General features: G+C 73.6%; 22 protein-coding genes. 12 read left to right on the top strand and 10 right to left on the bottom strand.

The window, feature by feature from the left end; all coding sequences use genetic code 11:
• Positions 1–216: 216 nt before the first annotated feature.
• The 3 genes from nagA to arfB all read right to left on the bottom strand — a co-directional run bounded on the left by nagA (position 217) and on the right by arfB (position 2,834).
• Positions 217–1,374, bottom strand: a complete 1,158-nt coding sequence (gene nagA / locus MTQ01_RS04615; RefSeq protein ID WP_247486973.1) for an N-acetylglucosamine-6-phosphate deacetylase — start codon at positions 1,372–1,374, stop codon at positions 217–219.
• The gene (locus MTQ01_RS04610; RefSeq protein ID WP_247486972.1) at positions 1,371–2,303 is read right to left on the bottom strand and encodes an ROK family protein; all 933 of its coding nucleotides are present in this window, start codon (positions 2,301–2,303) and stop codon (positions 1,371–1,373) included. Before MTQ01_RS04610 ends, nagA begins: the two co-directional genes overlap by 4 nt.
• A gap of 102 nt (positions 2,304–2,405) precedes the next feature.
• Complete coding sequence (gene arfB / locus MTQ01_RS04605; RefSeq protein ID WP_247486971.1) at positions 2,406–2,834, bottom strand: alternative ribosome rescue aminoacyl-tRNA hydrolase ArfB; 429 nt, start codon at positions 2,832–2,834, stop codon at positions 2,406–2,408.
• 200 nt (positions 2,835–3,034) lie between these two features.
• Here arfB and MTQ01_RS04600 point away from each other — a divergent pair, with 200 nt between their 5' ends.
• On the top strand, positions 3,035–3,610 hold the full coding sequence (locus tag MTQ01_RS04600) for a TerD family protein (RefSeq protein WP_247486970.1): 576 nt from the start codon (positions 3,035–3,037) through the stop codon (positions 3,608–3,610).
• A 214-nt stretch (positions 3,611–3,824) separates the two neighbouring features.
• Entirely contained in the window at positions 3,825–4,322 is a 498-nt protein-coding gene (locus MTQ01_RS04595; protein WP_247486969.1) for a hypothetical protein, read from the top strand.
• 27 nt (positions 4,323–4,349) lie between these two features.
• On the opposite strand, the gene MTQ01_RS04590 is transcribed toward MTQ01_RS04595, so the two are convergent.
• Positions 4,350–5,015: a pentapeptide repeat-containing protein gene (locus tag MTQ01_RS04590; RefSeq protein ID WP_247486968.1), complete on the bottom strand. Its 666-nt coding sequence runs from the start codon at positions 5,013–5,015 to the stop codon at positions 4,350–4,352.
• Positions 5,016–5,316: 301 nt separating this feature from the next.
• Between MTQ01_RS04590 and MTQ01_RS04585 the strand changes: the two genes are divergently transcribed.
• From MTQ01_RS04585 to MTQ01_RS04575, 3 genes are all read left to right on the top strand, one after another.
• Positions 5,317–6,330, top strand: a complete 1,014-nt coding sequence (locus tag MTQ01_RS04585; RefSeq protein WP_247487736.1) for a zinc-binding dehydrogenase — start codon at positions 5,317–5,319, stop codon at positions 6,328–6,330.
• Between the two features lie 127 nt (positions 6,331–6,457).
• Positions 6,458–7,264, top strand: coding sequence for an endolytic transglycosylase MltG (gene mltG, locus MTQ01_RS04580; protein WP_247486967.1), 807 nt, complete (start codon positions 6,458–6,460; stop codon positions 7,262–7,264).
• Between the two features lie 155 nt (positions 7,265–7,419).
• Positions 7,420–9,369: a serine/threonine-protein kinase gene (locus MTQ01_RS04575; protein ID WP_247486966.1), complete on the top strand. Its 1,950-nt coding sequence runs from the start codon at positions 7,420–7,422 to the stop codon at positions 9,367–9,369.
• Between the two features lie 210 nt (positions 9,370–9,579).
• On the opposite strand, the gene MTQ01_RS04570 is transcribed toward MTQ01_RS04575, so the two are convergent.
• Positions 9,580–9,774, bottom strand: coding sequence for a CsbD family protein (locus MTQ01_RS04570; protein ID WP_247486965.1), 195 nt, complete (start codon positions 9,772–9,774; stop codon positions 9,580–9,582).
• Positions 9,775–9,828: 54 nt separating this feature from the next.
• Positions 9,829–10,677: a DeoR/GlpR family DNA-binding transcription regulator gene (locus tag MTQ01_RS04565; RefSeq protein ID WP_247486964.1), complete on the bottom strand. Its 849-nt coding sequence runs from the start codon at positions 10,675–10,677 to the stop codon at positions 9,829–9,831.
• A gap of 219 nt (positions 10,678–10,896) precedes the next feature.
• Here MTQ01_RS04565 and galT point away from each other — a divergent pair, with 219 nt between their 5' ends.
• The 5 genes from galT (at position 10,897) to MTQ01_RS04540 (ending at position 16,105) form a co-directional block, all read left to right on the top strand.
• The gene (galT, locus tag MTQ01_RS04560; RefSeq protein WP_374207600.1) at positions 10,897–11,943 is read left to right on the top strand and encodes a galactose-1-phosphate uridylyltransferase; all 1,047 of its coding nucleotides are present in this window, start codon (positions 10,897–10,899) and stop codon (positions 11,941–11,943) included.
• Positions 11,940–13,061, top strand: a complete 1,122-nt coding sequence (galE, locus tag MTQ01_RS04555; RefSeq protein WP_247486963.1) for a UDP-glucose 4-epimerase GalE — start codon at positions 11,940–11,942, stop codon at positions 13,059–13,061. Before galT ends, galE begins: the two co-directional genes overlap by 4 nt.
• Positions 13,058–14,188, top strand: coding sequence for a galactokinase (gene galK, locus MTQ01_RS04550; protein ID WP_247486962.1), 1,131 nt, complete (start codon positions 13,058–13,060; stop codon positions 14,186–14,188). Before galE ends, galK begins: the two co-directional genes overlap by 4 nt.
• Positions 14,189–14,643: 455 nt before the next feature.
• Positions 14,644–15,432 (top strand): cyclase family protein, encoded by a 789-nt coding sequence (locus MTQ01_RS04545; protein ID WP_247486961.1) that lies wholly within the window; start codon positions 14,644–14,646, stop codon positions 15,430–15,432.
• Between the two features lie 112 nt (positions 15,433–15,544).
• Complete coding sequence (locus MTQ01_RS04540) at positions 15,545–16,105, top strand: GNAT family N-acetyltransferase (protein WP_247486960.1); 561 nt, start codon at positions 15,545–15,547, stop codon at positions 16,103–16,105.
• A gap of 825 nt (positions 16,106–16,930) precedes the next feature.
• Here MTQ01_RS04540 and MTQ01_RS04535 read toward each other — a convergent pair.
• On the bottom strand, positions 16,931–17,185 hold the full coding sequence (locus MTQ01_RS04535) for a hypothetical protein (protein ID WP_247486959.1): 255 nt from the start codon (positions 17,183–17,185) through the stop codon (positions 16,931–16,933).
• A 268-nt stretch (positions 17,186–17,453) separates the two neighbouring features.
• Between MTQ01_RS04535 and MTQ01_RS04530 the strand changes: the two genes are divergently transcribed.
• Positions 17,454–18,092 (top strand): TetR family transcriptional regulator, encoded by a 639-nt coding sequence (locus MTQ01_RS04530; RefSeq protein WP_247486958.1) that lies wholly within the window; start codon positions 17,454–17,456, stop codon positions 18,090–18,092.
• Positions 18,093–18,301: 209 nt separating this feature from the next.
• Here MTQ01_RS04530 and MTQ01_RS04525 read toward each other — a convergent pair whose 3' ends face one another.
• Entirely contained in the window at positions 18,302–19,921 is a 1,620-nt protein-coding gene (locus tag MTQ01_RS04525) for a helix-turn-helix transcriptional regulator (protein ID WP_247486957.1), read from the bottom strand.
• A 219-nt stretch (positions 19,922–20,140) separates the two neighbouring features.
• Between MTQ01_RS04525 and MTQ01_RS04520 the strand changes: the two genes are divergently transcribed.
• A complete protein-coding gene (locus MTQ01_RS04520; RefSeq protein ID WP_247486956.1) occupies positions 20,141–20,800 on the top strand; it encodes a DUF4232 domain-containing protein in 660 nt (219 codons plus the stop codon).
• A 215-nt stretch (positions 20,801–21,015) separates the two neighbouring features.
• Here MTQ01_RS04520 and MTQ01_RS04515 read toward each other — a convergent pair whose 3' ends face one another.
• Together MTQ01_RS04515 and MTQ01_RS04510 are read right to left on the bottom strand one after the other, a co-directional pair.
• Positions 21,016–21,663 (bottom strand): response regulator transcription factor, encoded by a 648-nt coding sequence (locus MTQ01_RS04515; protein ID WP_247486955.1) that lies wholly within the window; start codon positions 21,661–21,663, stop codon positions 21,016–21,018.
• Entirely contained in the window at positions 21,648–22,868 is a 1,221-nt protein-coding gene (locus MTQ01_RS04510) for a sensor histidine kinase (RefSeq protein WP_247486954.1), read from the bottom strand. Before MTQ01_RS04510 ends, MTQ01_RS04515 begins: the two co-directional genes overlap by 16 nt.
• Between the last annotated feature and the right edge of the window lie 79 nt (positions 22,869–22,947).

The raw sequence follows: 22,947 nt of genomic DNA, 5'->3' as shown, positions 1-22,947 counted from the left end.
CGAGCCGAGCCGCGTGCCCCGAGGGGTGCGCGGCTCGTTCGCGTCACCGGCAGCCGGAGCCGCAGACGCCACTGCCGTACGACGCCACCGCGGCCGGCCGGCGCTGCTGCCGTACGACGCCGCAGCCGGCCGGTGAACCCCGGCTGGGCGCCCCGCCGGTTCGGCGCCTCGTCCGGCCGAGGCGCCGGGCTCCTCCGCGGCTCGTCGGTCGCCGGCTCAGCCGGTGGGGTCGACCACCCACTCGCCCTTGCGTAGCACGCCGCGCAGGGTGAACTCCGCGTCCAGCACCACGAGATCGGCGTCCTTGCCCGCGGTGAGCGAGCCGACCCGGTCGTCCAGACCGAGCAGCCTGGCCGGGTTGGCCGACAGCGCACGCACCGCGTCCTCGATCGGCAGTGCGTCGACCGTCACCGCGCGCCGCAGCGCGACGTCCAGGGTCAGCGTGGAGCCCGCGATGGAGCCGTCCGGCACCCGGGCGACTCCGTCCACGACGGTGACGTCCATGGCCCCGAGCCGGTAGGTGCCGTCGCCGAAACCGGCCGCGTCCATCGCGTCCGTGACGAAGGCGACCCGGTCCGCGCCGGCGGAGCGGAACGCCAACTCGGTGACGGACGGGTGGAGATGCACACCGTCGTTGATCAGCTCGACCGTGACGCGCTCGTCCTCCAGCAGCGCCGCGATGGGGCCGGGCTCGCGGTGGTGCAGCGGCGGCATCGCGTTGAAGAGGTGGGTGGCGACGGTGGCACCGGCCTCGATCGCCTCGCGGGTCTGCTCGTAGGTCGCGTCGGTGTGGCCGATCGCGGCGATCACTCCGTGCTCGGCCAGCAGCCGTACGGAGTCCAGCCCGCCCGGGAGTTCGGCCGCGAGCGTCATCATCCGGGCCGTGCCGCGCGCCGCTTCCAGCAGCTTGCGCACCTCGGCCGGGTCGGGGTGGCGCAGCAGCTCCTCGGCGTGGGCGCCCTTGCGACACGGCGAGATGAACGGCCCCTCGAAGTGGACGCCTGCCAGATCGCCCTGCTCGACCAGCTCGGAGAGCAGCGCCGACTGGCGGGCCAGCACGTCCAGATCGCCGGTGACGGTCGAGGCGACGGTCGTCGTCGTCCCGTGCAGCCGGTGGGTGCGCACGCCGGTCAGCACGCTCTCGGCGTCGCCGGAGGTGAACGAGCCGCCGCCACCGCCGTGGTTGTGCAGATCGACGAAGCCCGGCACGACCCAGTGGCCGGTCAGGTCGACCGCACCGGGCGCGGGGGCTCCCGAGCCGGAGCCGACATAGGCGATGCGTCCGCCCGCGGCCGCCAACTCGCCGTCCTCCAGCACCCCTTCGGGGGTGACGAGACGAGCGCCGGTCAACAACGTGCGGCCCGACTCGGTCATCGGCTCGCCACCTCCACGGAGAGTAGGTCCCAGGCGAGGAGTCCCGCGCCCAGGCAGCCGGCCGCGTCGCCCAGTGCGGCCGGCACGATCGGGGGAAGCTGCTGGAAGGTCACCCGTGATTCGACGGCCGCGCGCAGCGGGGCGAACAGCGTCTCGCCCGCCTCGGCCAGTCCGCCGCCCACGACGACGGTGCGCGGGTCGAGCAGCGTCAGCGCGCTCACCAGGCCGGTGGCCAGCGCGTCCACCGCCTCCGCCCACACCTTCTCGGCGCGGGGGTCGCCCGCGGCCACCGCCCGCGCGGCGTGCTCGGCGGTGGCCTGCGCCTCGCCGCTCGCCGCGGCCCAGGCGCGGCCGACCGCGGCGGCGGAGGCGATCGCCTCCAGGCAGCCGTGCTGGCCGCAGCCGCAGCGCGGCCCGCCGGGGCGCACCACCACATGCCCGATCTCGCCGGCGCCGCCGTGCGCGCCCGGCTCTACCCGGCCGTCGATGCCGATGGCGCCCGAGATGCCGGTGCCCAGCGCGACGAAGAGGAAGCGGTCCACGCCCTCGCCCGCGCCGAGCCGTCCCTCGGCGAGCCCTCCGGTGCGCACGTCGTGTCCCAACGCGACGGGCACGCCCAGCCGTTCGGCGAGCAGCGCACGGATCGGCAGATCGCGCCAGCCCAGGTTGGCGGCGTAGCGCACCACGCCCGCGGCCTCGTCGAGGATCCCCGGTACGGCGACGCCGGCGGCGGCCGGGCTCTCGCCGTACCGCTCGACGCCGGTGCGGCGGAGCGCGTCCGCGAAGTCGAGGACTGCCGCGGCGATCGTCTCGGGCCCCTGTTCGCGCGGGGTCGGGCGGCGGTCCTGGAACAGCAGGTCACCGTCGGCGCGCATCAGCGCGGCCTTCATCCCGGTGCCGCCCACGTCCAGGGCGATGACGTATCTCACCGGGGTAGTCTCACCCAGACCCACAGGTCTAGTCCACTATGCGATTCCCGGCGAAACCGGCGCCGGCCCGACGTGCGGGGGCCGGTCCGGTCGCGCCCGGCGCTAGCCCCAGTCGCGACCGGACCGGCCGCGCTTGATGTCGGCGCGGTGCTTCTTGTTCCGCAGGCGGCGCTCCACGAGCCCGCGCGGGGTCTTGCGCGCCCGGCGCTGCGGCGGCGGAGGCGCCGTGGCCTCCGCGAGCAGCGCGGCCATCCGTACGCACGCCGCCTCCCGGTTGCGCCACTGCGAACGGTGCTCTCCGGACCTCACCGCGAGCACGCCGTCGGTCAGCCGGCCGGACAGCCGCTCCAGCGCACGTTCCTTCCACACCTGCGGCAGCGCCTCGGTGCCCGCGAGGTCGAAGAGCACCTCGGCGCGGCTGTCCGAGGTGTTGACGTGCTGGCCGCCCGGTCCGGAGGACCTGCTGAAACGCCAGGAGAGCTCGGACTCGGGAAGCGCGACGGAGCCACGGATGAAGTAGGGACCGGACATGTGTCCATGATTGCGCCCGCCACGCGGCCGCGCATCCCCTTAACCGAGAGCGGACTCCGGCCAAGTGTCCGGGTTTTTCGCCGACTTCTTGGGCGTGGGCAGGAACCAGCGCATACGGCACAGGCGTTGGACTCAGTGAATGTACCGTCGTCGGCAGCACGGACGCCGATGCACGGATCGACAAGAGAGGGACTTTTCCCATGGCTGTGAGCCTGTCCAAGGGCGGCAACGTATCGCTCACCAAGGAGGCCCCGGGCCTCACCGCGGTCACCGTCGGCCTGGGCTGGGACGTCCGGACGACGACCGGCACTGACTTCGACCTCGACGCCAGCGCCATCGCTGTCAACGCGGCCGGCAAGGTCTTCTCCGACCAGCACTTCATCTTCTTCAACAACAAGGTCTCGCCGGAGCAGGCGATCACCCACACCGGTGACAACGTCACGGGCGAGGGCGACGGCGACGACGAGCAGATCAAGATCGACCTCTCGCTGCTGCCGGCCGAGGTCGACAAGATCGTCTTCCCGGTCTCCATCTACGAGGCCGAGTCCCGCAGCCAGAACTTCGGCCAGGTGCGCAACGCCTACATCCGCGTGCTCAACCAGGCCGGCGAGGCGGAGATCGCCCGTTACGACCTGAGCGAGGACGCCGCCACCGAGACCGCCATGGTCTTCGGCGAGATGTACCGCAACGGCGCCGAGTGGAAGTTCCGCGCCATCGGCCAGGGCTACGCCTCCGGCCTCGTGGGCATCGCCCAGGACTTCGGCGTCAACGTCTGAGTCACGCCTCGCGCCGGCGCACGGCGCTGAAGAGGGGGTTCCGGCTGCGGTCGGAGCCCCCTCTTCTCCTTGTCCGCCCCTACGTGCCGGCGGCGGCACGGGCAGTCCGGTCGCGCCGGACCGGGCACGGCGAGCGGCGGGCCGCACCTGGGTTCGCGGGCCGAGCACCCCGGGCAGGGCCGGATCGCCGCCGCCGGGTGCGTACGATCGCCCGGTGATCGACCTCGGCTACTCCCTCTCCCGCCGCTACCCGGACCCGCCGCAGACCGACTACCGGCAGGCGGACACACGGATGCTGCGGTACGACCTCTTCTGCGGCGACGTCTATCTGGCCGACGTCTCCACCGACCGCGAACTGTCCACCTCCCGTGGCTGGGTGCCCGTGCTGGACTTCGCCTGGGCGCTGTGCGACGTCGTCGAGCAGCTCGACCGCGACCCGCTCGGCAGCAGAGCCGCCGGCGTGCAGACCGCGGAGCTGGATCTCACCGAGTCCGCCGAACGCCTCCACTTCCGGCGGCGGTTCGGCTGGGTGGAGGTCGGCGCGGACTGGCAGCCGCGCGAGGAGCCGCCGCTGAACCTGAACCACACCGCGCTGCGGCGCGAGGCCAGGGACTTTCTGCACGATCTGGTCGCCGACCTGACCGATCTGCACGAGGGCCTGGGCGACAACCCCGCGATCTGGGACCTGCTCGGACGCTTCCCGAGGGTCTGACCCCTCCCGCCGTCGGCCCGTGCCGGGCTACCGAGGTGCCACGACCAGCCCGAGTCGGGCGGCCAGGGCGGGCGCGAGGTCCAGCAGTTGGCCGGGGGTGACGACCGCGCCCGCCAGGCGGTCGAAACCGTCGGAGATCTCCAGCCGGGCCGCTCCCCGGAAGTCGACGTCTCTCAGCGTCGCCTGCGCGAGGTTGGCCTGCCGGAGCTCGCAGTCGTGGAAGCTCACCCGCTGGAGCTCCGCGCCCGCGAGGTCGGGCTCGACGAGCACGCACCCCTCGAAGGAGACGTCCCGCAGCTTGGCCTGGCGCAGGTTGAGGTAGTCGAACTTGCCGCCCACCACCCGCACCCGCTCCAGCACCGCTCCGTGCAGCTGCACTCCGCCGAGCCGCGCCTCGAGGAGCTCGACGTCCCGCAGCTGCGCCCCCGCGAGCTGAACGCCGACTCCGCGCACTCTCTCCCACACACCGGAGAGAAACCGGGCGTTCTTCAACAGGGCTTCGTCCAGGCTCACTTCGCGCAGCGCGCACTCCAGGAACCGGGCTCCTCGCCCGTCCTCCCCCGCAAGGTCGACGCCGGAGAACTCCAGGGCGTCGTAGTCGCCCTCCGGCTCCAGGCCGCTTCCGGAGAACTCCTCCAGCGCGGGCAGCACGGCGTCGGGAGAGAACGGCGGCTTGCAGATCTTCGCGGTCATTCCGACATGGTGCACCCCGCCACTGACAGCCGGTCCCGGGTCGCGCCCCGGGGGTCGACGGCTGCGCGATCGGGCGGTGAACACCCGCACCCGCACCTTGACTTGAACTTCACTTCAACTTGCAGGCTGGGGCCCGGATCGGAGCCACCGGCCCCGCCCCACGACCGCAGGACTCACCGCACCGCGCCACAAGGAGCCCGAGATGAGCCACGCCCGCCCCGCCGACCGAACCGCCCCCACTCACCCCGACGACCGGGCCGACCAACCCCGCACCGGCGGTACGACCCCCTCCCGGACGACGATGCGCGCCGTACGACTGCACGAGTTCGGCCCTCCGGAGAACCTGAGCGTCGAGCGGGTGCCCGCCCCGGTGCCGGCCGCGGGACAGGTACGGATCGCGGTCACCGTCGCCGGTGTGCACCTGGTCGACACCGCCCTGCGCGAGGGGCTTCGCCTCGGCCCCGCTCCGAAGCCCACGGCGCTCCCCGCGATCCCGGGGCGGGAGGTGGCCGGCACGGTGGAGTCGGTCGGCGACGGGGTCGATCCCTCCTGGCTGGGCCGACGCGTCGCCGCTCATCTGGGCATGGTGCCCGGGGGCGGCTACGCAGAGCTCGCGGTCACCGGCGCGGAGCGGCTGCACGCGCTCCCCGACCACGTCCAGGAGGAGCACGCCCTGGCGATGGTCGGCACCGGGCGCACGGCGATGGGCATCGCCCAGTTCACGGAGCTCGGCCCCGCCGACACCGTGATCGTGCTGGCGGCGGCGGGCGGGATCGGCTCGCTGCTGGTGCAGTACGCGAAGAGCCGGGGCGCGTACGTCGTCGGGGCCGCGGGCGGGCCGGCGAAGGTCGAGGCCGTACGCGGTCTGGGCGCGGACCTCGCCGTGGACTACACCGAGCCGCGCTGGGAGGAGCGGATCACCGGGCAGCTGGGCAGCAGGCCGGCCACCCATCTGCTGGAGGGGGTGGGCGGCACCCTCGCCCGTACGGCCGTGGAACTGCTGGACGTCGGCGGCAGCCACCTCGGCTACGGCTACGCCTCGACCGGATTCGACCCGATCGGCGGGGTCAGCCTCTCCGAGGCGGAGGCGGCGGACCGCGGGATCACCTCCCAGTCCGTGCTCGGGGAGCCGATGTTCGCGCGGATCGGGGGCATCGAGAACCTGCGGGTGCTGGAGGACCGGGCGATGCGGCTACTGGCCGACGGCACGTTCGCCCCGCTGATTCATCACTTCCCGCTCGCCGGGGCGGCCCGGGCGCATCGGGCGCTCCAGTCCCGCGGCACCCTGGGCAAGGTGGTGCTGGCGACCCGCTGAGCCCCGGCCGCCGGCCGGCGCCCGCGCGCCGGCTCCCCCTGTCGGCCGGCTTTTCCCGGGGCCCCGGCTCCACCCGTCAGGGTCCGCGCGGGGGCGCCTACCGCGCGGCGGGCCTAGCGTGCTCGGCATGAGCAAGAGATGGCTGATCCGGGCGGCGCTGCTGTGTGTGCTGATCCTGCTCGCCGTACTGATCGTGACGCAGCTGGTCACCCGGGACCGCGATCCGGCTCCGCGCGAGGAGCGCCTGACCGTTCCCGAGGGCTGGCGCGCGAGCCAGGTCTACGCGGCCGGCGACAAGGCGCTCGGCCTGGACCGGGGCAGCACCGAGCGGGCCGCCCGGAAATCGGAGCTGAAGCTGCCCGCCGAGGCGGACGGCAATCCTGAGGGGTACCTCTTCCCGGCCACCTATCCCGTCGCCGAGGACAGCGGTGCACGGTCGCTGCTGTCCTTCATGGTCAACACCGCGAACAGCACCTTCGCGGAGAGCGGGCTCGGCGAGGCGGCCGAACGTTCGGGGCTGAGCGTCTACGAGACGGTCGCTCTCGCCAGCATCGTCCAGGCCGAGGCGGACACCCCCGAGGACATGGGCAGGGTCGCCAGGGTCGTGCACAACAGGCTCGATCAGGACATGGCGCTCCAGATGGACTCCACCCTCAACTACGCGCTCAAGCGCAGCAGTCTGGACACCAGCCACGGCGACACCCGTATCGACAGTCCGTACAACACCTACCAGCGGCGCGGGCTGCCGCCGACGCCCATCGGCAACCCCGGCCCCGACGCGCTGCGGGCGGTCGCGAAGCCTCCGAAGGGCGACTGGCTGTACTTCGTCACCGTCCGTCCCGGCGACACGCGCTTCACCTCCGACCACGCCGAACACGAGCGCAACGTCGAGGAGTTCAACCGGGCGCAGCGGGAGGACGATTCCGACTCCTGACCGGGCGCGGGCCGAACGCCCGTACGAACGCGTCGGGTTGGGGTCTCCGGCGGGACCGCGGCCACCTCCCCGGCACAGCGGCGCCGGTGCGTCCGCCGGCACTATCCTCGGAACACGGCTGCGGGACGCGGCCGTTACGGGGGCGGGGGCCGAAAATGGAGCAGCTGGAACCGGGCGATCCTCAACGCATCGGCGGATACCACCTGTTGGGCCGGCTCGGTGCCGGCGGCATGGGCGAGGTCTATCTGGCGCGTTCCGCGCGCGGGCGCACCGTCGCCGTGAAGCTGGTGCGTCCCGAGCTGGCAGAACTGGACGAGTTCCGGCGCCGTTTCCGCCAGGAGGTGCTGGCCGCGCAGCGGGTGGGCGGCCACTGGACGGCTCCGGTCCTCGACGCGGACACCGAGGCGGCCGTCCCCTGGGTGGCCACCGGATACGTCGCAGGCCCCTCGCTGCACCGGGTCGTCGCCCGAGGCCACGGACCGCTTCCGGAGCACTCGGTGCGGGTGCTGGCCGCCGGTCTGGGGCACGCGCTGCGGGACATCCACGCCGCCGGACTCATCCACCGCGATCTGAAGCCGTCCAATGTGCTGCTCACCATCGACGGCCCCCGTGTCATCGACTTCGGCATCGCCCGCGCACTGGAGAACGTCACCGACGGCGGGCTGACCTCGACCGGCGCGGTGATCGGCTCGCCGGGGTTCATGTCGCCCGAGCAGGTGCGCGGCGAGCGGCTGACCCCCGCCTGCGACGTCTTCTCACTGGGTTCGGTGCTCACCTTCGCCGCCACCGGGCGGCTGCCGTTCGGCAGTCCGGACAGCGGTCAGCACGCCTTGATGTTCCGGATCGCCGAGGAGGAGCCCGACCTCGACGAACTGCCGGAGCCTCTGGTCGAGTTGGTGACCGAATGCCTGCGCAAGGACCCCGCGCGGCGGCCGACGCTCACCGCGATCCTGGAGCGCACGGACGCATCGGCGGCGGTACGGGCGGGCCGCGTCGCCGACACCTGGCTGCCCGGCGCGCTGACCGCCGAACTGGCCCGGCACGCGGTGGAGTTGCTCAACCACGAGTACGCCGACGAATCCGCCCCGACCACTGCCGCCGCCGTCCCGGACACCGCACCTGCGGACACCGCGCCCGTGGAGACCGCGCCCCTGCCGTCCGCGCCCCCGCAGCCCGCGGACGCCGCATCCGAGCCGGTGACACACAACGCGGCGTCGCAGGAGGGGAGTTCCGCACCGGAGGGAGCCGACGGGCAGGCCGACACCCGTCCGTCCCACAGCCACCCGTCCGCCGCTCCCCCGCCCGCGCCGCCCGTACCCGTTCCCTTCCCGCCGCCGACCGGCCCGACGGCGCCGACACCGTCGTACGCCCACCCCGTCCACGGCGGTCAGCCCGTCCCGGCCGTCCACGGCGGCGGGTGGCCGGGTCAGGGGCCGGGCGCACTCGCGCCTCAGCCGTACCCGCACGCGGCGGCGCCCGGGCGCGGCAGCGGCGCACACAGATGGCTCGTCGTGCTCGCGGTGGTGGTGCTGCTGCTGGCGGGGGCGCTGGTCGGCCAACTGCTGCGGAACGGCTCCGACGCCGACGACCGCAGCGACGGAAAGAGTTCGAGCGAGGGCCGCGACGGCGGGGCGTCCCCCGGAGCCGACACCGGCACCGATGCCGACACGACCGAGGGCTCCGACGCCGGTTCGGACGACCCCGAAGCCTCCTCGGGCGTGCCCGGGGCGAGCGGCGGCGACGACACGGCGGGCGCGGTGCCCGGGGAGTACCTCGGCACCTGGCGCGCCACCTTCGACAATCCGGGCGGCGGCACCAACATCCGCGTCCTGACCATCAGGAGCGGCGAGGTCGGCGACACGGTGGCCTCCCTGCACGGTCACGGCCCCGACCACGACTGCACCTGGACGGCGACGCTCCGTTCGGCCGGGCCACCGCTGGAGTTGAACGAGTCCGAGGTGACCGCCCGCAGATCGGGTTCCTGCTCGCCGGGCGAGTGGAGCCGCCTCACCCTCTCCGGCAGCGGCCCGGACCGCGAGCTGCGGCGCGAACTGGTCGGCAGCGGGGGCACCCCGCTCACCTACGACCACCGATCCGGCGACTGACCCGCACGCACCCGCCGCCGCTCCGGCGACCGACCCGCCGCCACCGCGCCCGCCCACCCGTCCGCCGACGGACCGCCGCACGGCTGCCCCTGTCCACCGTGTCCCGCACACCTCGGTGGCGGGCCGCGCGAACGTTCCGCGCGGCCCGCCACCGACTCCGCACCGGTCCGGGCGGGCCCGGCCGGATGCCCGACTCCGTTCGCCGGAAGGTCAGTTGCCCTTCTTCCGGTCCTTCAGAGAGTCCTTCATCCCGTTCATGCGCTCCTTGGCGTCACCCAGGGAGTCCTTCGCTCTGCCCTTGAGCTGGTCGGCCTGGCCCTCGCCCTTCTTGCGCTCGCCGCCACCGAGCTTCCCGGCCATCTCCTTGGCCTTGCCCATCAGCTTGTCCATCGCACCTTCACCCACGGCAATTCTCCTCAGAACGGGACATTTGACCTACACGCTAGGCCAAACCCGTCGTCACGGCCTCTGCTCGGCCGGCCGCCCTCGCCCACCTGCGCCGACGCGCGGCGCGAGAATCAGCTCACCGACCGACTCGGCGAGCAGTTCGGCGTCCGCGTCGGGCAGACCGTCGTCGGTCACGAACCAGTCGACCTCGCCGAGCGCCGCGAAACCGCTCAGCGCGACCACCCCCCACTTGGTGTGGTCGGCGGTGATCGCCACCCGGCGGGCGGCCGCCACAAAAGCACGGTTGGTCTGCGCCTCGGCCAGATTCGGGCTGGTGCAGCCGGCGACCGGGCAGACCCCGTGCGCCCCGAGGAAGAGCAGATCGACGTGGAGCGAACCGATCACCAGATCCGCCAACGGGCCGACCAGCGCCGCGGACCTGGTCGGTGTACCGCCGGTGAGCAGCAGCCCGGGGGCCGCCGCACCCCGTTCGGCCGCGGCGGCGCGCAACAGATCCGCCACCGGAAGGGAGTTGGTGAGCACGGTCAGATCCGGTACGGACAGCAGCCGGCCGGCGACGGCGTGCGCGGTGGTGCCCGCACCGATCGCCACCACACTGCCGGGCTCGACCAGTGCCGCCGCCGCTTCGGCGACGGCCGCCTTGGCGGCGGACTCACGGCCCGACTTGGCCTCGAAGCCGGGCTCCTCCGCGCTGCGTCCGCGAGAGGCGACCGCACCGCCGTGCACCTTCTCCACCTCGCCGCTGCGGGCGAGCGCGTCCAGATCGCGGCGCACGGTCATGTCCGAGACGCCGAGCCGGTCGACGAGCTCGGCCACGCGCACGGCGCCGTCGCGGCGCACCGCCTCCAGGATGAGCCCGCGCCGCTGCCGGGCCAGCAGCCCGTGTCCCTGATCCGCCATGCTCCACTCCCGCCGCGCCGGGGCGCCCGGACCCTCCCGGCGCCTCTCGACCGCGCCGCCCGCGCGACCGACGCACCTCAGAATCACACAGCGAAGCCGCAGTTCACAGCGATCCACCCAGATCCGCCTGTTGATTCACATCGGAAGTTGTTTGATTATGTCGAATGCGGTGCGCCCGAGATGCGGCGCTCCGGACGGCCGACAGTCAGGCGGGGAACGGTGAGGACCAGAACGCGACTCGCGGACGGCCGCGAGCTGATCTACTACGACAGCGGCGAGACACCCCGCAGACCGCCCGCAGACCCGCGTCCGCTGCCCCCGGTGCACACCGGCTCGCAGATCCGCCGGGATCCGCTCACCGGCGACCCGGTGGCGCTGGCCGCGCACCGGCAGGGCCGTACGTACCACCCGCCGGCCGACCAGTGTCCGCTCTGCCCCTCGCGGGAGGGCCGGCAGACCGAGATCCCGGCCGAGGACTACCAAGTCGCCGTCTTCGAGAACCGCTTTCCCTCGCTCTCCGGCGACACCGGCCGCTGCGAGGTCGTCTGCTTCACCTCCGACCACCGGCTCTCTTTCGCCGACCTCGACGAGTCGCAGGCCCGTCTGGTGCTGGACGCCTGGACCGACCGCACCGCCGAGCTCTCCGCACGGCCCGAGGTCGAGCAGGTCTACTGCTTCGAGAACCGCGGCGCCGACATCGGCGTCACCCTCGGCCATCCGCACGGCCAGATCTACGCCTTCCCCTATGTGACGCCGCGCACCGCCAAGATGCTGCGCCGGGCCGAGGAGCATCTGCGGGAGACCGGGCGCAACCTCTTCGACGACGTGCTGGCCGCCGAACTCGCCGACCCCGTACGGGTGGTGGCGTCCGGCGAGCACTGGGTCGCCCACGTCCCGTACGCGGCACGATGGCCGTACGAGGTGCATCTGCGTCCGCGCCGGCGGGTGCCGGACCTGACGGCGCTCAGCGAGCTGGAGCGGGCCGAACTCCCCTCTCTCTACCTGGAGTTGCTGCGCCGGTTCGACCGGCTCTTCCTCACTCCCGAGAGCCCGGACCGGCCGTCTCCCACGCCGTACATCTCCGCCTGGCACCAGGCTCCTCGCGGGCACGGCGGGCAATTCGGCCTGCACCTCCAGCTGTTCACGATCCGACGCACCGCCGACAAGCTGAAACACCTCGCGGGGACGGAGTCCGGCATGGAGGCGTTCATCGGCGATGTCGCCCCCGAGGCCGCCGCCGAGCGGCTGCGGGAGGTGGCCTCGTGAGCACCTCGCACTTCCTGGTCACCGGCGGCGCGGGCTATGTCGGCAGCGTCGTCGCGGCACATCTGCTGGAGGCCGGGCACCGCGTCACGGTGCTCGACGATCTGTCCACCGGTTTCGCCGACGCGGTGCCGCCGGGCGCCGAGTTCGTGGCGGGCCGGGTGCAGGACACGGCCGCACGGCTGCTGTCCGACCGCTCCGCGCCGCCCGTCGACGGCGTGCTGCACTTCGCCGCTTCCTCACAGGTCGGGGAGTCGGTCGCCGACCCCGAGAAGTACTGGCGCAACAACGTCGCGGGCTCCCTGGAGCTGGTCTCCGCGATGCGCGCGGCCGGCGTGCGCAGGCTGGTCTTCTCCTCCACCGCCGCGGTGTACGGGGAGCCGGAGCGGACACCGATCCGCGAGGACGCCCGTACCGCGCCGACCAGTCCCTACGGTGCGACCAAGCTCGCGGTCGACCATCTGCTGACCGGCGAGGCGGCCGCCCACGGGCTCGCCGCGGTGAGCCTGCGCTACTTCAACGTGGCTGGCGCGTACGGCAGTTGGGGCGAACGCCACGAGCCGGAGTCGCATCTGATCCCGCTGGTGCTCGGTGCCGCGCTCGGCGAGCGGGAGCACATCGCGGTGTACGGCGAGGACTGGTCGACCCCGGACGGCACCTGTGTCCGCGACTACCTGCACGTCGCCGACCTCGCCCGCGCCCATCTGCTCGCGCTGGACGCCGCGGTGCCCGGCGAGCATCTGATCTGCAACCTGGGCAACGGCAACGGTTTCTCCGTCCTGGAGGTGATCGAGGCGGTGCGCCGGGTCACCGGCCGTGCGGTCCCGGTCGTCGGAGCGCCGCGCCGAGCGGGCGATCCGGCCCAACTGGTCGCCTCCGCCGACCTGGCCCAACAGCGCCTGGGCTGGCGGCCGGAGCACACCGGACTGGACGAAATAGTCGCCACCGCCTGGGAGTTCACCCTTCGCCGCCGCGCCGCCGCCGACCGGGCCGCGCTGCCGGGCGACACTCGGCCGGGCGCGGGGAACGGTACGGACGACGGTCCGGGCCCTGCCGCGGACGCGCGTCCGCGGCAGGGCCCGGACCACAGCGGGAACGAGAGAGAGCGGGGCGCCCCATGAGCGGTTTCAGGGCCACGTACGGCACGGCACCGGCCGGCACCTGGGCCGCCCCCGGCAGGGTGAACCTGATCGGTGAACACACCGACTACAACGACGGGTTCGTGATGCCGTTCGCGCTGCCGCAGACCGTGCGCGCAACCGCCCGACGCCGGGACGACGGCCTGCTGCGACTGCACAGCGCCCACGGCGACGGCCGGACCGTCGAGCTGAAGGTCGCCGAACTGCGTCCCGACGGCGTCACCGGCTGGGCCCGGTACCCGGCGGGCGTGGTGTGGACGCTCGCCGCCGAGGGGCACCGGGTCGGCGGCGCGGATCTGTACTTCGAGAGCGACGTGCCCGCGGGCGCCGGCCTCTCCTCCTCCGCCGCGCTGGAGTGCGCCACCGCCGCGGCCTTCCGCGACCTCTGGCAACTCGACCTGGACGACACCAGGTTGGCGCTGGTGGCCCAGCGCGCCGAGAACGACTTCGTCGGCGTCCCCTGCGGAATCATGGACCAACTCGCCTCCATGTGCGCGCAGTCGGGCCATGCGCTGCTGCTGGACACCCGATCCCTCGCCCAGCGCCAGGTGCGCCTGGACCTCGACCGGCACGGTCTGCGGCTGCTGGTCGTCGACACCCGGGTCCGGCACGAGCTCGCGGACGGCGCGTACGCCGCACTCCGCAGCGGCTGCGAACGCGCCGCCCGGCTGCTCGGGCTCGCCGCCCTGCGCGATCTGACCGTGCCGGAGCTGACCGGAGCACTCGACCGACTCCCGGCGGAACTGGGCCCGTTGGTCCGCCACGTGGTCACCGAGAACGCCCGGGTGGCGGACGCGGCAGCGGCGCTGGACGCCGGTGACGCCGCCGCTCTCGGCCCGGTGCTCACCGAGGGCCACCACTCGCTGCGCGACGACTACCGCGTCTCCTGCCCGGAAACCGACCTCGCGGTACGCATCGCCGTCGAAGCGGGCGCGCTCGGCGCCCGGATGACCGGCGCCGGCTTCGGCGGCTCGGTGATCGCCCTGGTCCCCCAGGAGCGTACGGCCGGCGTCACCGCGGCGGTGACGGAGGCGTTCGCCGCGGCAGGGCACCGCGCACCCCGCACCTTCACCGCGACCGCGGCGGCCGGGGCACGGCGCCTCGACTGACCGGCCCGAGGCCCGCCCAGCACCGCGCCCGAGCCGGCCGGAGCCGCGCCCGAGCCGGCCGGAGCAGGCCCGCGCCGGCCGGAAACTCGTTGGCGCGAACACCCCCGCCCCGACACACTCTCACCGGAGGTCGACAACGGCCGCACCGGCCGGTAGTGCGGCGCGCTTCCCGCGCCGGCGACGAGAGTTCCGGCAGGCGGTCGGACAGAGACGTACGGAGGTACGGGGTGCACGGGTGTACGGCGTGTACGAGTCGTGCGGAGTGTGCGCCGCTCCGGCGCGGCGGCCGGGAGGGCCGCAGCCGTGTCGCCCGCGGTGAAGCGGCTGCGCGCGCCGTACCGTCCGCACGGGCGGCGCGGGACAGTTGAGCCACCGCACCCGCCGCCCCGGCCGGAACGCACCGGCCGACCCGCCGACCCGCCGACCCGCCGACCCGCCGAAAGCAGAGCATCGCCTTGGACGAGCGCACCGAGCACCCCGAGCCCGAACTGTGGGCGCTGCACCGGCGGTTGACCGCCGGCACGCGGTTCACCGACCTCACCCACGCCTTCCGTCCCGGGCAGCCGCACTTCACCGGCTTCACCGACGAGGAGCGCACCACCGCCTTCGACATGGAGCGCGGCGACCCGTTCACCACGCACCGCTACTCCCTGGTGGGACAGTGGGGCACCCATGTGGACCCGCCCTCGCACTTCGCCGTCGGCGGGCGGACGCTGGACCGGATCCCGGTGACCGAGATGATCCTCCCGCTCGTGGTGCTCGACATCAGCGAGCGGGTCGCGGCCGACCCCGACGCGGTGCCCACCCTCGAGGACGTCGCCGCCTGGGAGCGGCGCAACGGCCCTGTGCCGCGCGGAAGTCTCGTCGCGCTGCGGACCGACTGGAGCAGTCGCTGGCCCGACCCCGAGGCGATGGCCAACCGGGACGCCGACGGCGTCTCCCACACGCCCGGCTGGTCGGCGGAAGTGCTCCGGCACCTCGTCGAGACGGTCGGGGTCGCCGCCGTGGGGCACGAGCAGACCGACACCGATCCGGGGCGCGCCACCTCGGCCGGCGACCTGGACCTGGAGCGCTACGTCCTGGGCCGGGACCGGTGGCAGATCGAGCTGCTGACCAACCTCCACCTGGTGCCGGAGTGCGGCGCGCTGGCCGTCGCCTCCTGGCCCAAGCCACTCGGCGGATCCGGCTTCCCGGCAAGGGTGTTCGCCCTGCACCCGGACCCGGACCCGGACCCGGCAGCCTGAGCGACATCCGCACCCGCCGACCAGCCGGCCCTCCCTGCCGCCGAACCGCCCACCCGAACGCCCGAACGCCCGAACGCCCGACCACCACGGACAACCGGAGAGACCACCCCAGATGCTGGAGATAACCACCCCCCTCAGGACCGAGCGCCTTCAGCTCCGCCCCTTCGCCGCGACGGACGAGACGGCCATGCTGGAGTTCGAGTCCCACCCCGAGGTCGCGCGCTACCTCTACAACGAGCCGCGCACCCCCGAGGACAACGCGCGGACCCTCGCCGAGCGCCGGGAGCTGACCGCACTCCGCAAGGAGGGCGACACCCTGCTGCTCGCCGTCGACCTGGACGGCACCGCCATCGGTTACGTGCTGCTCACCTGGCTCAGCGAGCAGCACCGCCAGGGCGAGTTCGGGTACGTGATGAACCCCGCCCACCACGGCAGCGGTTACGCGACGGAGGCGGCGGTGGAGATGCTGCGCCTGGGCTTCGAATCCCTCGGGCTGCACCGGATCATCGGCCGCTGCGACGCGCGCAACGAAGCCTCCTACCGTCTGATGGAGCGCCTGGGGATGCGCCGCGAGGCGCACTTCGTGGAGTCCGAGATCTTCAAGGGCGTCTGGGGCTCCGAGCTGCACTACGCGCTCCTCGAGGCCGAATGGCGCGCCTCCGCCTGGAGCTGAGGCCCCGTCGAGGCCACACCCGGCCGCGCCCGATCGCGCCCGATCAGCCGGGCCCCGTCACCGCCGTCGCCCGGCCCACCCGGGCGGCGGCGGTGACGACGGTTTCTCCCGCCACTCCCGCCTCTCTCGATCACCTGCTCCCCACTCGCAACTCACGCACCACGGTGGGTAGTTGCCGGGCGACCGATTGTCAGTGGCGTTGCGTAGCGTCTCTCCCAGGCCCCCGAACTCCGGGCCGCCCACCTCTCCGGGAGAACGCGCCGATGACGTACGTACGCGGGCACCGCCGTCGGGACGGCACTTATGTCCGGCCGCACCACCGCCGGCCGCGGCAGTTCGGCGGGGCCGGCCTCCCCCGTCCGCGCCGCCGTCCGCGGGCCGATCCACCGGACCCACTCGGCACCCTCTCCCGTGCCCGGCGCTGGAGATCGCCCTCGCCCGCCCCGTGGGGCACGCCGGGTCCGCCGCCGCACGAGGAGGAGCGGGCCGTGCGCGTCCGCGCCCACCTGCGCAACGGGCGCCCGGTCCGCTCCCACCTCCGTCGCACCGGCACTCCCGTGCGCACGGCGGGCGGGCTCGGCGCGGCAGGGCTCTTTCTCGGTCTGCTGCTGATCATCGGCCTCGGCGGCAGCGGCACCGCGGGCCCCCCGCGCCCGCCGCACCGACAGCACCGACAAGTGCTGCCACTCCGCACGGCTCGTCCGGCCACGCGACGCCCAACTCACCCTCGTCGGAGTCGCCTTGACGATCCACGGACGGACAGGAGCGGGCCCACCCCACCGTTCTCACGGAGTCGGGGCGGGCCCGGAGCGCCGGCAGGCGGCGTCAGATCGCCTTGACCTGCTCCGTCCGGTCGGCGCGGCGAGGCTCGTGCGGCGCGTACCGGACAGCGACCGACCGCGCGGCAGCGGTGCGACCCACGGCGGACTGCTCGGATTCCGACCGCGCGGCCTGCGCGGTGGTCCGGCGTCGCGGGCCAGACTGGAGCCGGCCCGCGACAGCGGCGGCGACGATCGTGCCGATCAGCCCGGCGGCCACGACAAGGGCGAAGGTGAACCAGAAGTCGGTCGGGAAAAGCATGGTGGGCTTCCTCTCCGGTCGATGGGCGCGGCCGGTCCGGCCGCGGCGGTCGCTGCCGCCCTCCCGCTGCCGCGCGGCGCCGGTTCGGCGACGGCGAAAGCCGGGGCAGGGCATACGGGCCGTTCACCCTTCGGCACCTGTGAGCCTCGGCGACGACGCGGGCGTCGAACCCTCCCGTTCTCAGTAAACGGTCGTAATACAACTGTTTACTGAGACGACCCTACTCTCGACTGGTACGGATTGGCAAACAAGTGTTTACTCATTTCCTGTGAGCCGCACTACACCCGGGTCCCGCGAGGCCCAGAAGCAGAGAACCCGGCAGGCCATGCTCGACGCGGCACTCGGCCTGCTGGAGGACCAGAACATCTCCAGCCTCGGGCTCCGCGAGGTCACCCGCGCCGTGGAGATCACACCGGCCGCCTTCTACCGGCACTTCCGCGACATCCCCGACCTCGGGGTGGCGCTGGTCGAGGAAGCGCTGGACAGCCTGCACACCCTGGTGCGCACCGTGCTGGACGCGCCCGTCGAGCAGACGGAGCGCATGGACCGGACGGTGCGGCTGGTCCGCGACTACGTGCGCGAGCACCCCGCCCACATCCGCTTCGTCATGCGCGAACGCCACAGCGGTGTACGGGCCGTGCGGCTGGCGATCGCCTCGCACTTCGACCGGTTCGTGGCGGAGACCGCGGAGGCGCTGGCCGAGGACCCCGGGTTCAGCACCTGGAACGACCACGACCGGGAGATGCTCGCAGGGATGCTGGTGGAGCAGATGGTGCAGACCGGATCGGCCTTCCTCACCGCCGAGTTGGGCGAGGGCCCGGACGCGGAGAAGGTCGCCGCCACCGCACGCGACCGCCACCGGCTGATCCGCCTCGGCACCGAACGCTGGCCCGAGCACGCCGACTGACCGCCCGACTGCCGACCGCCCGTCCGCTTGTCCGGTCGGCCGTCCAGGCCGGACAGACCGGACGACGGACGACCGGAGAACCGCCGCCACTTGACCGCCCGACCCCGGCCGATCCGCGCCGTGCCGGACCCCGCCCGGACCACCCACCCGGAGCCGCGCCGGGCCGCCCGAGCCCGGCCGCTGGAGGGCCCCGGGGGGGGGAGGCGCGGTCAGTAGTCGGGGGCGGGCTGCCAGCCGTCCTCGTAGCCGGGCGGCCACCGGTACTCCGTCTTCCCGCCGGTGCCGCTGGTGCGGAACGGCTTGCCCGCCGCGTCCACCCGCAGCACCCCGTGCCGCCCGCCGCTGGACCACTCCAGCTCCAGGTACCAGCTGACGTCCTGCTTCTGGACATCCGCCTTGAAGAGGAAGACCTCGGGGTCCGACTCGCTCACCTTGTACGGGAAGTCCCGCTGCCCGTTGGCGGGTACGGGCTCGGGGCGGGCCGAGTCCAGATCCACCGAGAACGCCCGGGTGCGCACCTCCCCGCCGCAACCGATGCCGGTCGCGTACTCGTTCCAGGCGAGCGGCGCCCGGGCCCCGGCGACCCGCACCCGAGCGGCCTCCAGCACCACCGTCTGCTCCCCCGTGCCCTGGAGCGTCACCTCCACCAGCTGCTGCTCCGCCGGGACCGCCCCGAAGGCCGTGACCCAGGAGGGCGCTCCCGACTCGTCGGGCGGCTTGGGCAGTTGCTGCGGTTCGCGGTCGACCAGAAAGTGCTGTGAGCAGGGGGTCTCGTACACGTACGGGCGCACCCGTGCGGTGACCGGCACCCCGCCGGCGTCGGGCCGGTCGGCGTTCCCGTCGCCCGGCTGCGACTGCTGCGACTCGTCGGGCCCGTCCTCGGGCTGCTTCGACGGCTCGTCCTCGCTCTGCTCGCCACCGGGTTTCTTCGCGCTGTCGTCCGTCCGCTGGTCGGAGGGGCGCTGCGCGCCACTGCCACCCGCCGCGGCCCCGGACGTGTCCTCGGAGCCGCCGCCCGTGTCCCCACCGACCCAGGCGAGGCCGAGCACCAGCGCGCCCACCACGGTCGCCGCCCCGCAGCCGAGCGCCAACCGCCTTCTGCGCGCCCGCCGTCGGTCCCGCGGACCTGTTGTCGAGCCGGCGGGGGCGTCGCCCACCACGTCGAGCTCCCCGTCCGGAGCGGAGCCGTCCGGAACATCTCCGTCCGGTACATCTCCGTCCGGAACCGAGGCGCCGGTGCCGGTCGCGGCGGCACCGGCCGGCGGCGCCCCCTCCCGGCTCCCTGCCGGTTTCCCGGGCTCCCCGCGATCCGCCGACGACGCGACCTGCGCTGCTCCCCCGGCAGCCGGACCCACCGGGGCCTCGGCGCTCTTCCCGTCCGAGGTCTGCGCCGCCGGGGCCGAGGGGCCGGAGCTGCCGGCGGTACCGGAGGCGCTGCCCGACGAGGCGTTGCCCGGCGAGGCGCTGCCCGACGAGGCGCTGCCCGACGAGGCGCTGCCCGACGAGGCGCTGTCCGCCGAAGTGGCGCCCGGCTTCGGGTCGCCGCGGGTCGGTTCAGGTGCCGGCGCCGTTCCCTCGGAGCCCGCCCGTCCGCGCGCGGCGTCGGCGAGGATCCACAGCCGGTGGAGCTCCACCACCTCCTCCGGCGTCGCCCTGCACACCCGCGCCAGTCGCTCGACCGGCGCGAACTCCTGCGGCACCGCACCACCGTTCACATACCGGTGCACGGTGGACGTGCTCATGTGCAGCCGCTTGGCCAACGCCCCGTAGCTCAGTCCCGAGCGCTCCTTCAGCTCCCCCAGCCGACGGGTGAACTCCTCTGCCCCCACGCATGCCTCCGTCCCAGCAGGCCGTTCCAGCCCACCCGTATTCCCCCTGGTCAGAGCCGGTACAAGCGTTCCAGCGTCCCAACCTCACGGCAGTTGCTGGAAGTTGGAACGACCCGCGGTACAGGCTTCGGTCATCCAAGCACGCCGCTCGCTTCCCGGTACGGGCCGGGCGGAGTGCCCCGTTCCACAAGACGCCTCCACCAACGCGAAAGGTGCCCCATGCGCATCGCCAAGCTTCCGGCCGCCATCACCGTCGTAATCGCCGCGCTGGCACTCACCGCGTGCGGTGAGGACGAGCCGCTGCGCAGCTCGAACATCCCCGGCCCGTCCACCAGTGCCGAGGGCTCTGCCGACGAGAACACCGAGAGCGCCGAGAACACCGACGGCGACCAGGACGGCTCGAACGCGGGCAAGGCGCCCAACGGGCAGAAGGAGAACGCCTCCGACGGCCCGGCCCGGGAGAACGGCGGCGCACGCACCGACTGCACTGTGGAGAACACCTCGGTCCGGGCGGCCGAGGTCTCCCGGCCGGTCAACACCATGCTGCTCACCGTCACCAACACCGGCAGCACCGACTGCGACCTGAAGAACTACCCGTATCTGAAGTTCACCGGCGCGCAGTCCGTGCCGCCGCCCATCGAGTCCAGCAAGCCGCAGGCAGTGGTCACCCTCGCGCCGGGCGCGAAGGGGTACGCGGCAATCCGCCTCTCCGCCGCGGACGGCAGCGGCGACCACGGCTACCGCGCCACCACCCTTGAGGTCGGCTTCCAGAAGGACGGGATGACGAACGTCCGGCTGCCGAAGGGCGGCGTCCACATCGACAGCTCCCTCACCGTCACCTACTGGCAGTCCACCGCCGACGACGCCCTCATGCACTGACCCGGGAACGCCGCCTCCGCCGAGGGCCGGCCCGACGGCCCGGCGGGGCAGCCCCGTTCGCCACCCGCAGGGCCGCCCCGCGAACGCAGCGCACTCGCGAAGCACTGAGCACTCGCGAAGCACTGAGCACTCGCGAACCGCCGTACGCGCAGACGCACCGGGCACCCGGGCGGGCAGGGACCGGGGCGCGCCCGACCAGGCAGGCGCCCGGGCGCTCAGGCGCGGAGGAAGGCCAGTACGGCGAGGACCCGGCGGTGGCCGTCGGTGTCCACGGGCAGGTCGAGCTTGGTGAAGATGTTCCCGATGTGCTTGTTCACCGCCGCCTCGCTGATGAAGAGCCGGGCCGCCAGGTTGGTGTTGGACAGGCCCTGCGCCATCAGCCCGAGCACCTCCCGTTCGCGGGCGGTGAGCCGCTCCAGCGGGTCGTGCCGGCGGCGGAGCAGCTGGTTGATCACCTCGGGGTCCACCACGGTGCCCCCGGCCGCGACCTGCTCGACCGCGGTGCGGAAGTCGGCGACCGCGGCGATGCGCTCCTTGAGCTGGTAGCCCACCCCGGCGCCGCCTCCGGTGTCCAACAGCCGCGTCGCGTACGAGCGTTCGACGTACTGGCTGAGCACCAGCACCGGCAGCCCCGGACTACTCAGTCGCAGGCCGACCGCCGCCCGCAGTCCGTCGTCGGCGTCGCCCGGCGGCATCCGTACGTCGGTGATCAGCAGGTCGGGCCGCTCGACGGTCACCGCCGTCACCAGCGACTGCGCGTCGCCCACCGCGGCGACCACCCGGTGGCCGAACCGCCGCAGCAGCTCCACCAGGCCCTCTCGCAGGAGTACGGCGTCCTCGGCGACGACTACGCGCAGCGACACGGGATCTCCACATGGACGAGGGTCGGGCCACCGACCGGGCTGGACAGGCGCATTCTGCCCTCCAGTGCGGTGAGCCGGTCGGCGAGGCCGGTCAGGCCGGTGCCCGCGTCGGGGTCCGCACCGCCGCCTCCGTCGTCGCCGATCTCCAGCACCAGCAGATCGCTGCGGCAACGGCCGTGCACCCAGGCGCGGTTGGCGCCGCTGTGCCGGGCGACGTTGGTCAGCGCCTCGTTGATCAGGTAGTACGCGCCGGTCTCCAGGGGGCGGGGCATCCGCCGGGGAAGCACGAGGTCGACGTCGACCGGCAGGGGGAAGCGGGTCGCGAAGTCCTCGACGGCGGCGGCGAGTCCGTGGTCGGTGAGCACCGGCGGATGCAGGCCGCGGACCAGCGAACGCAACTCGGCGTGGGTGGCGGCCAGCCGGCGTTCGGCCTCGTCGAGCCCGGCGGCGAGCGGGGAGTCGTCGGGGGCGTCGAGGCGCATCAGGCCCAGCGTCACTCCCAGCGACACCAGATGCTGCTGGACGCCGTCGTGCAGATCCCGTTCGATCCGGACGCGTTCGGCGTCGAAGGAGTCGATCAGCCGTGCCCGCGAGGCCCGTACCTCCCGCAGTGCCTCGCCGAGTTCGGCGTCGCGCGGCGCCAGGAAGGTCCGGGCGAACGCCGCCCGCGCGCCCGCCCAGGAGGTGACGGTGTACGGCGAGGCCAGCAGCACGATCGCCCCGAAGACCGTCCACGGCCAGGTCTGGGAGTCCGTGGAGGCGAAGAGCAGCACCGGCAGGCCCAACGAGAACGCCAGCACCAGCAGGTCCAGCCACCACAGCGCGGCCACCGACAGCAGCGTGAAGAGCAGCTCCCGCCACGTCACCTGTTCCCTGAGCCGGGTCGCCGCCCACGCCCGCAGTCCGGGTGCCGGCGGTGCACGGTGCGGGTCGGGCAGCGCGTCGAGGTCGACCAGCCGCAGCCGGCGCCGTTCGACGGCGGCCACCGTCACCGACGACAGCACCACACCGACCAGCGGCGCGATGCCGACCAGGACGACCAGCAGCACCACGCCGGCCACCAGCCCGGCGGCGAACACCAGCGCGGCGACCGCGCCGACCAGCACCCCGCCGACCAGGTACGCGAGCGACCGCCAGGGCCAGGCGGAGGTCAGAAAGCTGAGCGGGTGCAGGGCCATCGCCTGCCAGGCGGTCCGGGGGCGCATGGTCGGGACGCTACCGGCGCTGCCGCCCGGGCGAAGTAGAGCAGGCTCCACCTTCGAAGGTGGCACGGGCGCCAGTGCG

Origin of the sequence: Streptomyces sp. XM4193, assembly GCF_023072595.1 — a bacterium.
In the GTDB taxonomy this organism is placed as follows: Bacteria; Actinomycetota; Actinomycetes; order Streptomycetales; family Streptomycetaceae; genus Streptomyces.
Note: the sequence above shows the minus strand (reverse complement) of the source record. Positions and strands in the feature narration are given on the sequence as shown.

What these genes read in the sequence shown, in the direction of transcription:
- nagA (WP_247486973.1), bottom strand. Translation starts at nt 1,374, where the DNA reads ATGACCGAGTCGGGCCGCACGTTGTTGACCGGCGCTCGTCTCGTCACC.
- arfB (WP_247486971.1), bottom strand. Translation starts at nt 2,834, where the DNA reads ATGTCCGGTCCCTACTTCATCCGTGGCTCCGTCGCGCTTCCCGAGTCC.
- MTQ01_RS04600 (WP_247486970.1), top strand. Translation starts at nt 3,035, where the DNA reads ATGGCTGTGAGCCTGTCCAAGGGCGGCAACGTATCGCTCACCAAGGAG.
- MTQ01_RS04590 (WP_247486968.1), bottom strand. Translation starts at nt 5,015, where the DNA reads ATGACCGCGAAGATCTGCAAGCCGCCGTTCTCTCCCGACGCCGTGCTG.
- MTQ01_RS04585 (WP_247487736.1), top strand. Translation starts at nt 5,317, where the DNA reads ATGCGCGCCGTACGACTGCACGAGTTCGGCCCTCCGGAGAACCTGAGC.
- mltG (WP_247486967.1), top strand. Translation starts at nt 6,458, where the DNA reads ATGAGCAAGAGATGGCTGATCCGGGCGGCGCTGCTGTGTGTGCTGATC.
- MTQ01_RS04575 (WP_247486966.1), top strand. Translation starts at nt 7,420, where the DNA reads ATGGAGCAGCTGGAACCGGGCGATCCTCAACGCATCGGCGGATACCAC.
- MTQ01_RS04565 (WP_247486964.1), bottom strand. Translation starts at nt 10,677, where the DNA reads ATGGCGGATCAGGGACACGGGCTGCTGGCCCGGCAGCGGCGCGGGCTC.
- galK (WP_247486962.1), top strand. Translation starts at nt 13,058, where the DNA reads ATGAGCGGTTTCAGGGCCACGTACGGCACGGCACCGGCCGGCACCTGG.
- MTQ01_RS04540 (WP_247486960.1), top strand. Translation starts at nt 15,545, where the DNA reads ATGCTGGAGATAACCACCCCCCTCAGGACCGAGCGCCTTCAGCTCCGC.
- MTQ01_RS04535 (WP_247486959.1), bottom strand. Translation starts at nt 17,185, where the DNA reads ATGCTTTTCCCGACCGACTTCTGGTTCACCTTCGCCCTTGTCGTGGCC.
- MTQ01_RS04520 (WP_247486956.1), top strand. Translation starts at nt 20,141, where the DNA reads ATGCGCATCGCCAAGCTTCCGGCCGCCATCACCGTCGTAATCGCCGCG.
- MTQ01_RS04510 (WP_247486954.1), bottom strand. Translation starts at nt 22,868, where the DNA reads ATGCGCCCCCGGACCGCCTGGCAGGCGATGGCCCTGCACCCGCTCAGC.